This is a genomic window from Mycobacterium toneyamaense, assembly GCF_055384815.1.
The window spans coordinates 108,674-123,120 of sequence record NZ_AP040333.1 but is presented as its reverse complement, the minus strand read 5'-3'; the positions used below and the strand labels follow the sequence as shown (position 1 = coordinate 123,120).

Here is a 14,447-nt window from a genome sequence, read left to right as displayed (position 1 = left end):
CGTCACACCGTCAGGTTGAAGTTCGGGTCGGTGCCGTACAGCGCCAACGAGAAGAGCAGGACGACAACGACATTCGAGATCAGCGACGTACGCATCGAGCGGCCCACGGCCTCGCCCACGCCGACCGCACCGCCGCTGGCGTAGTAACCGAAGTACGCGTGGTTGAGCAGCACCACCATCGACATGATGATGACCTCGAGGAACGACCACATGACGTCGTCGACCCGCAGGAACGTGTGGAAGTAGTGCTCGTACGTACCGACCGACTGGCCGTAGAAGAGCGTGGTGACCAGCTGCGCCGACAGGAACGACAGCAGGATGGCCAGCGCGTACAGCGGGATGATGACGACCATGCCGGCGATCAGGCGGGTCGACACCAGGAAGGACAGGGACTTGACGCCCATGACCTCGAGGGCGTCGACCTCTTCACTGATGCGCATGGCGCCCAGCTCGGCGGTGGCGCCGGCGCCGACGGTCGCGGCCAGCGCCGTACCGGTGACGACCGGTGCGACGACGCGGATGTTGGCGAGTGCGGCGAAGAAGCCGGTGAACGCCGCGACACCGATGTTGCCCAGTGAGGCGAAACCCTGAATGGCGATCAGTGAGCCCGCCGCCAGGGTGACGAAGCCGATGATGGCGACGGTGCCGCCGATGACGGCCATGGCGCCGGTGCCCATGCCGACCTCGGCGATCAGCCGTAAGACCTCTTTGCGGTAGAAGCGCAGCGCGTGCGGAATGTGCCCGACGGCCGTCACGACGAAGACGCCGACGTGGCCGAGGCTGGCGAGCAGGCGGCCCGGGGCGCCGCCGAATTCCCTGACGCGGGAGAAGAGCCGCGGGAATCGGCCCTGCAGAACTGTCGATGTGCTCATGTCGCTACCCGGCCTGCGTTCCGAACTTGATACCGATGGTGGTGAGCACGACATTGACCGCGAACAGGGCGATGACGCAGAGCACCAGTGTTTCGTTCACCGCGGTACCCACACCCTTCGAGCCGCCCGCCACGGTGAGCCCGCGGTAGCAGCCGACCAGGCCGGCGATCAGGCCGAAGACGGTGGCCTTGAGCACCGAGATCACGACCTCGGGGAACCCCGTCAGCAGCGTCAGCGTCGAGACGTAGGCGCCGGCGTTGACGTTCTGGATGTACACACCGAAGAAGTAGCCACCGACCAGACCGATGATGATCACCGCGCCGTTGAGCATGAAGGCCACGAACGTGGAGGCAACCACGCGGGGCACGACCAGGCGCTCGATCGGATCGATGCCGAGCACCTCCATGGCGTCGATCTCTTCGCGGACGGTCCGGGCGCCGAGGTCGGCGCAGATGGCCGTCGATCCGGCACCGGCCACCACGAGCACCGTCACCAGCGGTCCCAGCTGGGTGACGGCACCGAGGGCGGCGCCGGCGCCGGACACGTCGGCCGCACCGAATTCACCGAGCAGGATGTTCAGTGTGAAGATGATCAGCACCGTCAGCGGGATCGAGACGGCCAGGGTGGGCAGGAACGCCACCCGGATCAGGAACCAGCACTGAAGGATGAACTCCTTCCACTGGAATGGCCGCGAGACCAGCGCCTTGAAGGTGAGGATGCACATCTTGACGAAGCCACCCACTTTTGTGAATGGCTTGTCGAGCTGGTCCTTGAGATACCCGACCAGGGAGTTGTCCGAGGCTGTCACAGACCAGCCTTCCCTTCCGGAAAGCGGCCGTTCCGCGGCGTCACGCGTGGCACGTCCCCTCCTTAGCCACTAGCACAAACTGAGTGATTTCCGTCTCGCTACTCCCGAGTAGTAAGACGGACCACAGGACTGTACCCGATACACCGCGTACCTCGTGACCCAACTGAGGGATAATTGCGTTCAGTTTCAGCAAACGCGACATGGGCCCATCCGCCCTCCACTCAGGTGGTCGAATTTCTCAGCGCGACGTCACTTGCCACGCTTACGACACACTTGTATCACCGAACCGCTCGCGGAGTTCCGTTTTAAGGACCTTGCCAGAAGGATTTCGCGGGAGTGCGTCGACAATTTCCAGCGCTTTCGGGTGCTTGTAGCGCGCCAGCCGTTCGGTCAGGAAATCGTCGAGATCCGCCAGGGTCAGGGCACTTTCGCCATCGGCGTTCGCATTGGGCGTCACAGCAACGACGGCCACCGGGACCTCGCCCCACTTTTCATGCGGGCGCCCGATCACCGCAACTTCGGTAATCGAGGGGTGCGCGGCCAGAATGTTCTCTACTTCTGCGCAGTAAATATTTTCGCCGCCGGAAATAATCATGTCCTTTTTACGATCGACGACCCAGATGTAACCCTCTTCGTCTTGGCGAACCAAGTCCCCGGAATGGAACCAACCGCCGGCGAATGCCTCGGCCGTCGCTTTCGGGTTGTTCCAATATCCCGCCATGAGGGTGGGTGCACGGTAGACGATCTCCCCGACCTCGCCCACCGGCACATCATTCATGTTGTCGTCGACGACGCGGGCGGCCACGGTCGGGATGACCCGGCCGACCGAGCCGAGCTTGCGCAGCGCGTCCTGGCTCAGCAGCATGCACGTCACCGGCGACATCTCGGTCTGACCGAACGCAGCAAAGATCTGCGTGCCGGGGAACGTCGACGCCATCTCCCTCAGAAGAGTGTCCGACGCGGGCGCCGCACCCCACGAAAGGACGCGCAAAGCCACCTTGCGCGGCTTCGCCTGCTGGGCCGCGCACACGGCCTGCCACTGCGCCGGGACCAGGAAGATCGACGAGACGCCCTCGGCCTCCAGCACGTCCAGCAGGGCACCCGGATCGAACGCGCCCAGGGGATAGATGACCGTCGGCAGACCCAGCAGCAGGCCGCCGATCATGTTGCCGATGCCGGCGATGTGGAAGAACGGGACGCCGATGAAGCCGACGTCGTTGTTGATGTCCGGCGCGATCGTGAACAGGTTCGTCATGGCCTGGCCCATGATGTTGACGTGCGTCAGCACGGCGCCCTTCGGATATCCCGTGGTGCCCGAGGTGTACATGATCAGCGCCGGGGAGTCCTCGGGGATGTCGACAGGCGCGGGCGGCGCGCCGTCCTCGGCGAGCACGTCCTCGTAGCCGAGGACGTTCCCCTCGGTGGCGCCGCCGGCGACGATCACGGTCGCCAGCGACGGTTCCAACTCCCGCACCGCGGTGGCGACCGGGGCCAGCACCTGCTCGGTGATCACGGCTTTCGGGTCGCAGTCCCGCACCAGGTAGGCGATTTCGGGCGGCGTCATGCGGAAGTTGACCGGGACCGCGATGGCGCCGAGGACGTTGGCGGCCAGGAACGCCTCGACGTATTCGGTGCGGTTCAGCATCAGGATCAGCACACGGTCACCGAAGCCGACCCCTCGACGGCTCAGCGCGCCCGCGAGCTTGGTGACGCGTGCCTGCAGCTCACCCCAGGTGACCGTCTGCCCGACGAAACGCAGCGCGGTCCCCTCCGGCTGCATGAGGGCGTGCCGGGCGAGGTGGGTGGTCCAGTTCTGCCGGCGGGCCAGATACGGCTGCTCGAGTGCTGCGGATGACACGGTCTGCTCCTGTGTCTCGATCGGCATCGCGGCGGAATGGAAGTGATCGCGACAAACGATGCTGATATTTGATCAAATATAGTGTTGCCGCCGTCACAATAGGACGCCCGCACCATCCGGACAACCGCCGGGTGCCCCTATCCCGCCGACAAGAAGGACTGCCGTGAACGTCTCGGCGAAACCGTTACCCGGCCTGCGCCGGCGGGAACAGCTATCTGACGAGGTGGCGGCCCATCTCCGGGCGGCCATCATGTCGGGCACCCTGCGGTCGGGCACCTTCGTCCGGCTCGACGAGACCGCGGCCACGCTCGGCGTCAGCATCACGCCGGTCCGCGAGGCGCTGCGCACGCTGCGCGGTGAGGGCATGGTCGAGCTCGAACCGAACCGCGGCCACGTGGTGTCCGCGTTCACCCGCGACGACATCGCCGACATCTTCTGGCTGCAGGCGACCATCGCGACCGAGATCGCCGCGAACGCGGCCCGGCGGATCACCGAACCGGCGATCGCCGAACTCGACCGGCTCACCGACGAACTCGCCGACGCCGTCGCCGCGGGTGATGTCGAAGCGATCGCGCTGGCGGAGTTCCTGTTCCACAAGGAGTTCAACCGCGCTGCGGGCCGGACCAAGCTGGCCTGGTTCCTGCTCCACGCCGCCCGGTACCTGCCGGTCCGGATCTACGCCACCGACCCGCAGTGGGGTGCGGCGACCGTGGCCAACCACCGCGAATTGGTTGCGGCCTTGCGGGACAGGGATATCGATGAAGTCGTGCGGCAGACCCGCCGCCAGTTCGACGATGCTGCCGAACGGCTGACCGGACGGCTCGACGAACTCGGGCTGTGGCCCTCTTCGGACTAGTCGGCTAGTTCGCGGCGAGCTGCTCGGCGCGCGTCTTGAGGTTGCCGGCCAGGTGGTCCAGCGCGTCGTTGACGACCTTCTTGATCATCATCGACGGGATACCCGGCATGTCGACCTCGACGTCCATGTCGACGGTCAGCAGGGCGCTGGACCCGAGGTCGACCACGGAGAACAGCTGCTCCTGCTTGGAGAACAGGTTGCCCTGCTGCATGACGGTCTGAATCTGGCCGTCGCCCGGGTAGTAGACGGCCTGGATGTACGAGCCGTCCATGCCCTGAATCTTGGTGTCCAGGCGAAGCTGGCTGGGCCGGCCGTCGTCGTAGCGGTGCAGGATCCAGCAGCCCGTGACCTCTTCGTTCCACTGCGGGTAGGCCTCGAAGTCGGCGACGATCCCCAGGATCTGCGCTGCAGGTGCGGCAACCTCGACGGTCTTGCTCACGATCGGCATGGCCCAGAGCATATCGAGGCCGCTGTCCCGCACATCTTGCGCGTGTGTCCGTTGATCCTGAACTGACGGCGGATATCTCTCGACATTTCCCGCCCTGGATACCGGCTCAACGCATCCGGCGCCGGTCCGGCCGTTGACCCTGAGCCGGCGCACTCCGTTACTCGAGATTCTTCGCCATCAGTGCAGAGTCAGCTGACGACGGCGGTCTCCAACAGTTCCCGGATCGGAGCCGGGATGGGGACGGGACGACGGGTGTCGCGGTCGACGTAGACGTGCACCCAGCTGCCGACTGCCGCGGGTGTGCTGTCCCCGTCGGCCCACAGCCCGGTGCGGTAGGTGACGCTGCTGTTGCCCAGCCGGGTCACCGCGAGCCCGACGACCAGCTGCGACGGGAACTTCAGTTCCGCGAAGTACCGGCAGCCCGATTCGGCGACGACCCCGAGCCACGGCGCGGCCACCGGGTCGACGTCGCGCGTGGTGTTGATCCACGCGTTGATCGCGGTGTCGAAGAGCTCGTAATAGACCGCGTTGTTGAGGTGCCCGAACATGTCGTTGTCGGTCCACCGGGTCTGCACGGGCCAGTGCACCGGGAATTCCGCGGTGGTCAGTGCCTGCTCCATGTCGGCCAGTCTGTCAGGCTGGTGCCATGTTGATTCGCGGTGCCGTACTCGAAGAGATCGGGCGCGCCCGCCCGTACGCCGAATCGAAGCCGCTCACCATCAGCGAGCTGGACCTGGACGGCCCGGGCGACGGCGAGCTGCTGGTGCGTATCGAAGCGGCCGGGCTGTGTCATTCCGATCTTTCTGTGGTCGACGGCAACCGGGTCCGTCCGGTGCCGATGCTGCTCGGTCACGAAGCGGCCGGAATCGTCGAACAGGTCGGCGGCACTTCGGATTTGGCGGTGGGGCAGCGCGTCGTCATGACGTTCCTGCCACGCTGCGGCCAGTGCCGGTCCTGCGCGACGGACGGCCTGGCGCCCTGCATTCCCGGCAGCGCCGCCAACGGCGCGGGCACGCTCCTCGGCGGTGACACGCGGCTATCCCGAAGCGGTACAACGGTTCTCCATCACCTGGGGGTGTCTGCCTTTGCGACGCACGCGGTGGTGGACCGCCGTTCGGTGGTGCCCGTCGACGCCGATGTGCCACCCGTCGTCGCCTCGCTGCTCGGCTGCGCGGTGCTGACCGGCGGCGGCGCGGTGCTCAATGCCGGACAACCGAAGCCCGGCCAGACGGTGGCGATCATCGGCATGGGCGGGGTCGGCATGGCCGCGATGCTCACGGCGCTGGCGCATGACGACGTGCGGGTGGTCGCGGTGGACCGGCTGCCCGACAAGCTCGAGCAGGCCCGCGCGCTCGGTGCGCACGACGCCGTCACCGATCCGGGAGACCTCAAGGCCGATGTGGTCATCGAGGCCGCCGGCCACCCCGCGGCCCTCGAGACCGCCATCGGCGTGACGGCCCCCGGCGGCAAGACCATCACGGTCGGGCTACCGCACCCCGACGCGCGAATCTCGGTGTCGCCCTTGGCATTGGTCGCCGACGGCCGGTCACTGATCGGCAGCTATCTCGGGTCGGCCGTGCCGGCCCGGGACATCCCGCGTTTCGTCGAGCTGTGGCGGTCGGGTCGGCTGCCGGTCGAGAAGCTGGTGTCAGACACCATCTCGCTGGACGACATCAACACCGGCATGGACGCCCTCGCCGACGGCCGCGCGGTGCGGCAGATCGTGCAGTTCTGAGCTAGAACCAGGAGTCCCGCATCTCGAGCGTCGTGCGGTCCAGCGACTCGAGCAGGTCCAATTGCGGTGCGGTCTTGGGCAATTCGAACCGGAAGAAATACCGGGTCGCCTGCCGCTTGCCGTCGTAGAAGTCGCCGTCCTTGCCCGCGGCGGCCACGAACTGTTCGAGCCACAGCCACGCCACCACGATGTGCCCGAGCGCTTCCAGATAGACGTGGCTGTTGGCCATCACCGCGGGAATGTCGCCCGAGCCGAACATGCCGCCAGTGACGGCGACCAGTCGCTGCCAGGACGCGTCCAGGGCGCCCGCGAGTTCGGCACCCTCACCACCCAGTTCGCCCGCCGCGCGCACCGTCTCCGCGATGACCTGTCCCAGCGCCGCCAGGCTCGCCCCGCCCCGCTGAGTCACCTTGCGGCCCAACAGGTCCAGGCTCTGGATACCGTTGGTGCCCTCGTGGATCGGGTTCAGCCGGTTGTCGCGGTAGTGCTGTTCGACGTCGTACTCGCGCGTGTAGCCGTACCCGCCGTGCACCTGGATCGCCAGGTTGTTGGCTTCCAGACACCACTGCGAAGGCCAGCTCTTGGCGATCGGGGTCAGGATGTCGATCAGCAGGCCGGCCGCATCGGCTTCGTCGTCCGACTCCGCGCTGTGCTGCACGTCCACCAACCGCGCACAGTACAGACCGAGGGCCATGCCGCCTTCGGCATAGGCTTTCTGCGCCAACAGCATTCGTCGCACATCGGGATGCTCGACGATCGGCACCTGCGGAGTCGTCGGGTCCTTGACGTCCAGGGGACGGCCCTGCGGCCGCTCCCGGGCGTACTGCACGGACTTCAGGTAGCCGGTGTAGCCGAGCGCCACGGCACCCATGCCGACGGCCATCCGCGCCTCGTTCATCATCTGGAACATGTAGACGATGCCGCGGTGCGGCTCGCCGACCAGATAGCCGACCGCGCCGTTCTCGCCGCCCGGATTGAACTGCGTGTCACCGAAATTCAGCACCGTGTTGGTGACGCCGCGCTGCCCCATCTTGTGGTTCAGGCCCGCGATGGCGACGTCGTTGCGCTCGCCGATCGACCCGTCGGGGTTCACCAGGTACTTGGGCACGATGAACAGCGAGATCCCCTTCGTGCCGGGAGGTCCGCCGGGCAGCTTGGCCAGCACCAGGTTGACGATGTTGTCGGTGATCTCGTGTTCGGCGCCCGAGATCCACATCTTCGACCCGAACAGCCGGTAGGTGCCGTCGTCGCGCGGTTCGGCGCGGGTGGCCACGTCGGCGAGCGACGATCCGGCCTGCGTCTCCGAGAGCGCCATGGTGCCCGAAAAGCGGCCTGCCAGCATGGGTTTGACGTAGGTCTCGATCTGCTCGGGCGTACCGAACTTGGTGAGCAGATTGGCGTTGGCGATGGTCAGCATCAGGTAACCCGACGTCGACACGTTGGCCGCGGCGATCCACGCGAACGCCGCCTGCGCGACGACGGCGGGCAACTGCGCGCCACCCACCGATTCGTCCATCGACATGCCGATCAGATCGGCGCCGACGAACGCATCCCAGGCCTCTTTGACCTCCGGCACCATCGTGACGGTCTGCCCATCGAAGGTCGGCTCGTTGGCGTCGCTCTTCTTGTTGTGCGGCGCGAAATAGCGTTCGGCCAGTTGCTCGCTGAGGTCCAGTACCCCGTCGAAGGTCTCGCGCGAGTGATCGGCGAACCGCTTGCGGCTGGTGAGTTCGTCGACCTTCAGCCACTCGTACAGCAGGAAGTCGAGGTCCCGGCGGGACAGCAGAAGAGATTTCATCGGACCTCGGTCACCTCTCGATCGCGCTGGTCTGTGTCAGGCGCCGCCGCCGAGAGGGTCCTCGGTGCGGATCGTTTCGTCGCGGATCAGGCCGCGCAGCAGTGCCGTGCTGAATTCGACGGCGATCTCGGAGGCCGTGCGCCGGCCGTGCGGCCGCAGCCACCGGTAGGCGCCCAGTGTCATCCCGATGTAGCCCAGCGCGAGGACATGTGAGTCGCAGTCGTTGAACTCGCCGCTGGCGATGCCGCGATCGATGACGTCGCGGACGTGCTCATAGACGGTCGTCTCCGCCTTGCGGATGTAGGCGACCTGCTCCTCGGTGAACCATTCGGTGATGTACGGCCCCTCCTGGAAGTACACCGCCGCGGATTCGAGGTCGGTGGCGATGCCGGTCAGCAGCCGCCGGGTGAAGTTGAAGATGGTCTCGCGCGCTGAAGCGGTCGGGTCGTCGTGCAGGGCATCGACGGTGAAGTCGGCGGTCGACTTGTAGATGTCCCAGAGGATCAGCGACTTGCTGGCGTAGTAGTGGTACACGGTCGCCTTGTTGAGGCCGACCGCGTCTGCGACGTCATCCATGCGGGTCCCGTGATAGCCGCGGGCCGCGAACAACTTCGCGGCCACCGCCAGCAACTCCTCACGGCGCGACGAGCCGTTCGACCCGTTCGACGCAGCCGAAGCCCCCGCGGGCGATCCCGTGGCAGAACCCTTTGTCGACGACTCTGTGGACATGTCAGCTCACTCTATGCAGCCGGGCGTGCGGCCCGGGACCCAATCAACTGGTTGGCCAGTCTATGCCGTGGGATCTCGGCGGCCGATCTGCCACTCGCATCCGGGCCTCAGCAGCTAAGCTCGCGAGTAACAAGCTTGTCGGTTGGAGGTACCTGATGGATCCGAGCCCGGACTACGACGCGAGCGACGAGGTCGAGTACTTCTTCAACTGGGTCCCGTGGGGCCTGCGCGGCGTATACCCGCCCCCGGCGTACCCCCCGGTGTAACCAACCACCCGAGCATCTCACCTCACCGACCGGTGTGTTGGCGCCTTGCGTCCCACCGGTCGGAATTGTGTGTGCGCACGAACAACTAGCGCAGGTCGAGCCCTTCGACGGGAGTTACGGTAGGTCAACGGGGGCTGTATCCGCGGAGTTGACGGGGTTGGGGGATGTCCTGTGGGCCTATCGATAGCCGACATCGATAAGTGGAACCCGGACTCGCTCGATGCGGTCGGCACAGCGAGCAAAACTCGGGCAGACGCAGCGTCTCAGGCCAGCTCGCGATTGGGCAATCTGTCGGCGTTCGAGAGTTGGCAAGGCTCAAGCGCCAGCGCTGCGCGGCAGCGGACCAACGTGGAAGCGGACGGCCTGGACCAGCACAGCCGCGACGCGGCGGCAGTCGCATCGGCCGCCAAAACCGCCGCCAACGAAGTTCGGCAGACAAAGAACCAGCTCAACGATTTGAGGTCGACGCTGGGGCAGTACGGAATCACTGTCGACGCAAAGAGCAGTCGGGCGGTGCCGCCGGCGAATCTGTCTTCGCTGCCCGCGGCCACCCGCAAGCTGGTGCAGGATTTGACGCACACCGCCCAGCAGTCACTCGACAAGATTCGGCAATCAGCCGACCACGCCGACGCCCTCCTCGCCGAAGCGCTGCAGAAGCAAGCAGGACCCCGCTCCAAGGAGCCGACCGACAAGACCGACGATTCGCCCGGCAACAAGCCGGACCTGCTAATGGATGACAAGGGGTGGCAGTATCCGTGGGATCCGCCACCGCCGGCCGACTCCGCTCCCGGCGGCGGGCGCTGGGACATCGACCCGCAGCCCTACCCGAGCGGGCCGGGCGGCGGACCGCCGGTTGGACCGTTTACCCCGCCCAAGCCGTGGCACCGCGACATCAAACCCCCGATCGAAGGCGGACCCACCGGCTACCAGGACGTCGTCGGCAAAACACCGAACGGATGGGGCGTCGACCCGTCATGGCGGATGCAAGAGAATTACAAATTCCGATTGACGGGCGAAACGTTCAATGGCGCCCCCGACCACACTCGATGGGTGCAGCGCGACGGAAAATGGTATCAAGCAAAATGGGTCGACTATAACTTCGAGGCCGAGCACGTGCGTCGCGGCGTAAGCTCAACCGGGTTTTTCACTCCAAATTTCGGTTTGGGTGAATGGCATCCGATCGATATCAAAGATATCTACCGTGCGCAGGCCGATAACCCACGACTCACGATGTACGTACCCACACCGAGCGGCGGACAGGTAGTGCTCAATCCCAAGCGCCCAGGAGTGTCAGCCCCATGAGAACCCTTTTACGCACGCCCGTGCGCCGCCGAGCGGCACTACTCGTCGCTATCGCGGTAGTTGGATCGGTAATCGCTGCGGCACTGTGGATTTCACAGCGCCGCGACGCTGGCACTCCGTCAGCATCCGATTGCGGCGTCGTGGCCGATGTGGCGCAGGACTGGCGGGCCGTAGGCGAAGCCAGCAATGCCGCGGCCATGCAGCCGGGCGCTGCCGAGGACCCCGAACGTTGGGCTGCTCTTGCACATAAAAGCCGCCAGGCCGCAAATTCGGTATCCGCGCCCGACCTGAAATCCGATTTGGCTTCATGGGCCACCGGATTCGACGAATTCGCCAATATCGCGCGCGATACCGGGAAAGGCCCCGAGGACGTCCGGTTTCAGCGGTTCGTCGATAATTCCAAAAAAGTAGCCGAGGCCACGGACAAATTGCAGGCCGCCTGCCCCAAGATCGCTACGCCCCGAGCATCGAGTTCTTCGGCGGGTTGACGCGTCTCACCTGACCGTCCAGCCCTGATCGGAGATCGGCCGCATCGGAACTGAGTGGACGTTTGCCGTCCAGGAGATCCCACCGGTCGGAATCTGCGTACCCAAATCCGGGCTGATGACGTAGACATATCCAGGCAACGCCCCGGCACCGGACTTTTGGTCGCATTATGAGCGACTGCTAATTTATAAGCGATTGCTAACTGGTATAGGGGGGCAAGAGCACCGTCCCTACGTGGATGGGGGAGACTCTTGCAAGCAAACCAACACAGATCGGATCGGATTCGATGATCATCGGGATTCCCCGCGAGTCTCTGGCTGGTGAGACACGGGTTGCCGCCACTCCTGCAACTGTCGGGCAGCTGATCAAGCTCGGCTATTCGGTAGTGGTTGAGTCCGGCGCGGGTGCCGCGTCCAGTTTCTCCGACGCCGCCTATGTAGAGGCCGGCGCCGACATCGGCTCCCCCTGGGCCGCCGACATCGTGCTCAAGGTCAACGCCCCTGACGACGCCGAGATCGCGTCCCTCAAGGACGGCGCCACCCTGGTCTCGCTGATCTCCCCGGCCCTCAAGCCGGAACTGCTCGAGAAGCTCGCCACCCGCCCGATCACGGTGCTGGCCATGGACGCGGTGCCGCGTATCTCGCGCGCCCAATCCCTGGACGTGCTGTCGTCGATGGCCAACATCGCCGGCTATCGCGCCGTCGTCGAGGCCGCCCACGCCTTCGGCCGGTTCTTCACCGGCCAGGTCACCGCCGCCGGCAAGGTCCCGCCGGCCAAGGTTCTCGTCGTCGGTGCCGGTGTCGCCGGTCTGGCCGCCATCGGCGCCGCCGGCTCGCTCGGTGCCGTCGTCAAGGCCACCGACCCCCGCCCCGAGGTCGCCGATCAGGTCGCCTCCCTCGGCGGCGAGTACGTGTCCGTCGACCCCAACGCGGGTGAAGTGTCGGCCACGGGCTACGCCAAGGAAATGGGCGACGACTACAAGGCCCGCGAAGCCGAGCTCTACGCCGAGCTGGCCAAAGACGTCGACATCATCATCACCACCGCGCTGATCCCGGGCCGCCCGGCACCGCGCATCATCACCGCCGACATGGTCGCCTCCATGAAGCCCGGTTCGGTGATCGTCGACATGGCCGCGGCCAACGGCGGCAACGTCGAGGGCACCGTCAAGGACCAGGCCATCGTCACCGACAACGGTGTGACGATCATCGGCTACACCGACCTGGCCGGCCGCCTGCCCGCGCAGGCCTCGCAGCTGTACGGCACCAACCTGGTCAACCTGCTCAAGCTGCTCACCCCGGAGAAGGACGGCCAGGTCGTCCTGGACTTCGACGACGTGGTGCAGCGCGGCGTGACCGTCGTCCGCGATGGCGAGATCACCTGGCCCCCGCCGCCGGTGCAGGTCTCCGCCGCGCCGGCCGCCGCCGCTGCCGCCGCAGCGCCCGCCGTCTCGCAGGCCAAGGAGCCGATGTCGACGCAGCGTCGCCTCGGCATCACCTTCGCCGCCGCCGCGGTGCTGTTCTTGCTGATCGCCGCTTCCCCGGCCGCCCTGCAGGTCCACCTGACGGTGTTCGCGCTGGCGATCGTGATCGGCTACTACGTGATCGGGCACGTGCACCACGCCCTGCACACCCCGCTGATGTCGGTGACCAACGCGATCTCCGGAATCATCGTGGTCGGCGCGCTGCTGCAGATCGGGCATCACAACACCCCGATCACCGCCCTGGCGGCCGTGGCGATTCTGCTCGCCAGCATCAACGTCTTCGGTGGCTTCGCGGTGACCCGCCGCATGCTGGCCATGTTCTCCCGCAGCTAGAGCCTGCTGACCTAAAGAACCTTTGGAACGGATTCATGTTCAACGCAGAAACCATCACCAACGTGGCGAACGCGGCCTACGTCGTCGCCGCCCTGTTGTTCATCCTCGCTCTGGCTGGGCTGTCCAAGCACGAGACCTCCAAGGCCGGTAACGCCTTCGGTATGGCCGGAATGGGCGTCGCCCTGATCGCGACCATCGTGCTGGCCGTCAACAACAAGATCGAGCCGCTGGGCCTGGCCCTGCTGGTCGGCGCCATGGCCATCGGTGCCGCCATCGGCCTGTGGCGCGCCCGCATCGTCGAGATGACCGGCATGCCCGAGCTGATCGCCCTGCTGCACAGCTTCGTGGGTCTGGCCGCCGTGCTGGTCGGCTGGTCCGGCTACCTGCACGTCGAGCACGAACTCGACGGCCAGGGCGCCCTCGAGCTGGCCAAGGAAGGCATGCTCGGCATCCACTCCGCCGAGGTCTTCATCGGCGTGTTCATCGGTGCCGTCACGTTCACCGGTTCGATCGTGGCCAACCTGAAGCTGTCGGCCAAGATCAAGTCCGCGCCGCTGATGCTGCCCGGCAAGAACTTCCTCAACGTCGGCTCGCTGGTCCTGTTCGTGGCGCTGACCGTGTGGTTCGTCATCTCCCCGAACCTGTGGCTGCTGGTCGGCGTCACCGTCCTGGCGCTGCTGCTCGGTTGGCACCTGGTCGCCTCCATCGGCGGTGGCGACATGCCCGTCGTCGTCTCGATGCTCAACAGCTACTCCGGCTGGGCCGCGGCCGCCTCGGGCTTCCTGCTGTCCAACGACCTGCTGATCATCACCGGCGCGCTCGTCGGCTCCTCCGGTGCCTACCTGTCCTACATCATGTGCAAGGCCATGAACCGGTCCTTCATCTCCGTCATCGCCGGTGGCTTCGGTATCGAGGCCGGCCCCGCCGAGGACAAGGACTACGGCGAGCACCGCGAGATCACCGCCGAAGGCGCCGCCGAACTCCTCAGCTCGGCCGACTCGGTGATCATCACCCCCGGCTACGGCATGGCCGTCGCCCAGGCCCAGTACGGCGTCGCGGACCTGACCCGCAAGCTGCGCGAGAAGGGCGTCAACGTCCGCTTCGGTATCCACCCCGTCGCCGGCCGCCTGCCCGGCCACATGAACGTGCTGCTCGCCGAGGCCAAGGTGCCTTACGACATCGTCCTGGAAATGGACGAGATCAACGACGACTTCGACGACACCGCCGTCGTGCTCGTCATCGGCGCCAACGACACCGTCAACCCGGCCGCGTCCGAGGACCCGGGCAGCCCGATCGCCGGCATGCCGGTGCTCACCGTCTGGAACGCCGACAACGTCATCGTGTTCAAGCGCTCCATGGCCTCGGGATACGCCGGCGTGCAGAACCCGCTGTTCTTCCGTGAGAACACCCAGATGCTGTTCGGCGACGCCCGCGACCGCGTCAACGACATCCTCGCCGCGCTGTAGCGCTACACAC

At 66.1% G+C, this 14,447-nt stretch carries 14 protein-coding genes; 7 read left to right on the top strand and 7 right to left on the bottom strand.

Annotated elements, in window-relative coordinates:
- Positions 1-2: 2 nt before the first annotated feature.
- The 3 genes from ACZ5IQ_RS00580 to fadD5 form a co-directional block, all read right to left on the bottom strand.
- Positions 3-872, bottom strand: coding sequence for an MlaE family ABC transporter permease (locus ACZ5IQ_RS00580; RefSeq protein ID WP_133425772.1), 870 nt, complete (start codon positions 870-872; stop codon positions 3-5).
- Positions 873-876: 4 nt separating this feature from the next.
- The gene (locus tag ACZ5IQ_RS00575; RefSeq protein WP_020103356.1) at positions 877-1,680 is read right to left on the bottom strand and encodes an MlaE family ABC transporter permease; all 804 of its coding nucleotides are present in this window, start codon (positions 1,678-1,680) and stop codon (positions 877-879) included.
- A gap of 262 nt (positions 1,681-1,942) precedes the next feature.
- The gene (fadD5, locus tag ACZ5IQ_RS00570) at positions 1,943-3,565 is read right to left on the bottom strand and encodes a fatty-acid--CoA ligase FadD5 (protein WP_212807895.1); all 1,623 of its coding nucleotides are present in this window, start codon (positions 3,563-3,565) and stop codon (positions 1,943-1,945) included.
- A 136-nt stretch (positions 3,566-3,701) separates the two neighbouring features.
- Here fadD5 and ACZ5IQ_RS00565 point away from each other — a divergent pair, with 136 nt between their 5' ends.
- The gene (locus ACZ5IQ_RS00565; protein WP_464480636.1) at positions 3,702-4,394 is read left to right on the top strand and encodes a GntR family transcriptional regulator; all 693 of its coding nucleotides are present in this window, start codon (positions 3,702-3,704) and stop codon (positions 4,392-4,394) included.
- A 4-nt stretch (positions 4,395-4,398) separates the two neighbouring features.
- Here the strand turns inward: ACZ5IQ_RS00565 and ACZ5IQ_RS00560 are convergent, their stop codons facing one another.
- On the bottom strand, positions 4,399-4,842 hold the full coding sequence (locus ACZ5IQ_RS00560; RefSeq protein WP_212807893.1) for an SRPBCC family protein: 444 nt from the start codon (positions 4,840-4,842) through the stop codon (positions 4,399-4,401).
- 188 nt (positions 4,843-5,030) lie between these two features.
- Entirely contained in the window at positions 5,031-5,462 is a 432-nt protein-coding gene (locus ACZ5IQ_RS00555; RefSeq protein ID WP_020100011.1) for an acyl-CoA thioesterase, read from the bottom strand.
- Positions 5,463-5,488: 26 nt separating this feature from the next.
- Here ACZ5IQ_RS00555 and ACZ5IQ_RS00550 point away from each other — a divergent pair, with 26 nt between their 5' ends.
- Complete coding sequence (locus ACZ5IQ_RS00550) at positions 5,489-6,577, top strand: alcohol dehydrogenase catalytic domain-containing protein (RefSeq protein ID WP_464480635.1); 1,089 nt, start codon at positions 5,489-5,491, stop codon at positions 6,575-6,577.
- A 1-nt stretch (position 6,578) separates the two neighbouring features.
- Here the strand turns inward: ACZ5IQ_RS00550 and ACZ5IQ_RS00545 are convergent, their stop codons facing one another.
- Together ACZ5IQ_RS00545 and ACZ5IQ_RS00540 are read right to left on the bottom strand one after the other, a co-directional pair.
- A complete protein-coding gene (locus tag ACZ5IQ_RS00545) occupies positions 6,579-8,375 on the bottom strand; it encodes an acyl-CoA dehydrogenase (protein ID WP_406774762.1) in 1,797 nt (598 codons plus the stop codon).
- 36 nt (positions 8,376-8,411) lie between these two features.
- On the bottom strand, positions 8,412-9,104 hold the full coding sequence (locus ACZ5IQ_RS00540) for a TetR/AcrR family transcriptional regulator (RefSeq protein ID WP_244872714.1): 693 nt from the start codon (positions 9,102-9,104) through the stop codon (positions 8,412-8,414).
- A gap of 152 nt (positions 9,105-9,256) precedes the next feature.
- Between ACZ5IQ_RS00540 and ACZ5IQ_RS00535 the strand changes: the two genes are divergently transcribed.
- The 5 genes from ACZ5IQ_RS00535 (at position 9,257) to pntB (ending at position 14,437) form a co-directional block, all read left to right on the top strand.
- Entirely contained in the window at positions 9,257-9,370 is a 114-nt protein-coding gene (locus ACZ5IQ_RS00535) for a hypothetical protein (protein WP_177127396.1), read from the top strand.
- Between the two features lie 279 nt (positions 9,371-9,649).
- Positions 9,650-10,672, top strand: a complete 1,023-nt coding sequence (locus ACZ5IQ_RS00530; protein WP_464480634.1) for an EspA/EspE family type VII secretion system effector — start codon at positions 9,650-9,652, stop codon at positions 10,670-10,672.
- Between the two features lie 140 nt (positions 10,673-10,812).
- A complete protein-coding gene (locus ACZ5IQ_RS00525) occupies positions 10,813-11,160 on the top strand; it encodes a hypothetical protein (protein ID WP_061000463.1) in 348 nt (115 codons plus the stop codon).
- A gap of 284 nt (positions 11,161-11,444) precedes the next feature.
- Positions 11,445-12,971, top strand: a complete 1,527-nt coding sequence (locus ACZ5IQ_RS00520; RefSeq protein ID WP_212807888.1) for a Re/Si-specific NAD(P)(+) transhydrogenase subunit alpha — start codon at positions 11,445-11,447, stop codon at positions 12,969-12,971.
- Positions 12,972-13,006: 35 nt separating this feature from the next.
- Positions 13,007-14,437, top strand: a complete 1,431-nt coding sequence (gene pntB / locus ACZ5IQ_RS00515) for a Re/Si-specific NAD(P)(+) transhydrogenase subunit beta (RefSeq protein WP_212807887.1) — start codon at positions 13,007-13,009, stop codon at positions 14,435-14,437.
- Positions 14,438-14,447: the final 10 nt, after the last annotated feature.

Coding starts and splice junctions, on each gene's coding strand:
- ACZ5IQ_RS00580 (WP_133425772.1), bottom strand. CDS start 872: ATGAGCACATCGACAGTTCTGCAGGGCCGATTCCCGCGGCTCTTCTCC.
- fadD5 (WP_212807895.1), bottom strand. CDS start 3,565: ATGCCGATCGAGACACAGGAGCAGACCGTGTCATCCGCAGCACTCGAG.
- ACZ5IQ_RS00560 (WP_212807893.1), bottom strand. CDS start 4,842: ATGCCGATCGTGAGCAAGACCGTCGAGGTTGCCGCACCTGCAGCGCAG.
- ACZ5IQ_RS00555 (WP_020100011.1), bottom strand. CDS start 5,462: ATGGAGCAGGCACTGACCACCGCGGAATTCCCGGTGCACTGGCCCGTG.
- ACZ5IQ_RS00550 (WP_464480635.1), top strand. CDS start 5,489: ATGTTGATTCGCGGTGCCGTACTCGAAGAGATCGGGCGCGCCCGCCCG.
- ACZ5IQ_RS00545 (WP_406774762.1), bottom strand. CDS start 8,375: ATGAAATCTCTTCTGCTGTCCCGCCGGGACCTCGACTTCCTGCTGTAC.
- ACZ5IQ_RS00540 (WP_244872714.1), bottom strand. CDS start 9,104: ATGTCCACAGAGTCGTCGACAAAGGGTTCTGCCACGGGATCGCCCGCG.
- ACZ5IQ_RS00520 (WP_212807888.1), top strand. CDS start 11,445: ATGATCATCGGGATTCCCCGCGAGTCTCTGGCTGGTGAGACACGGGTT.
- pntB (WP_212807887.1), top strand. CDS start 13,007: ATGTTCAACGCAGAAACCATCACCAACGTGGCGAACGCGGCCTACGTC.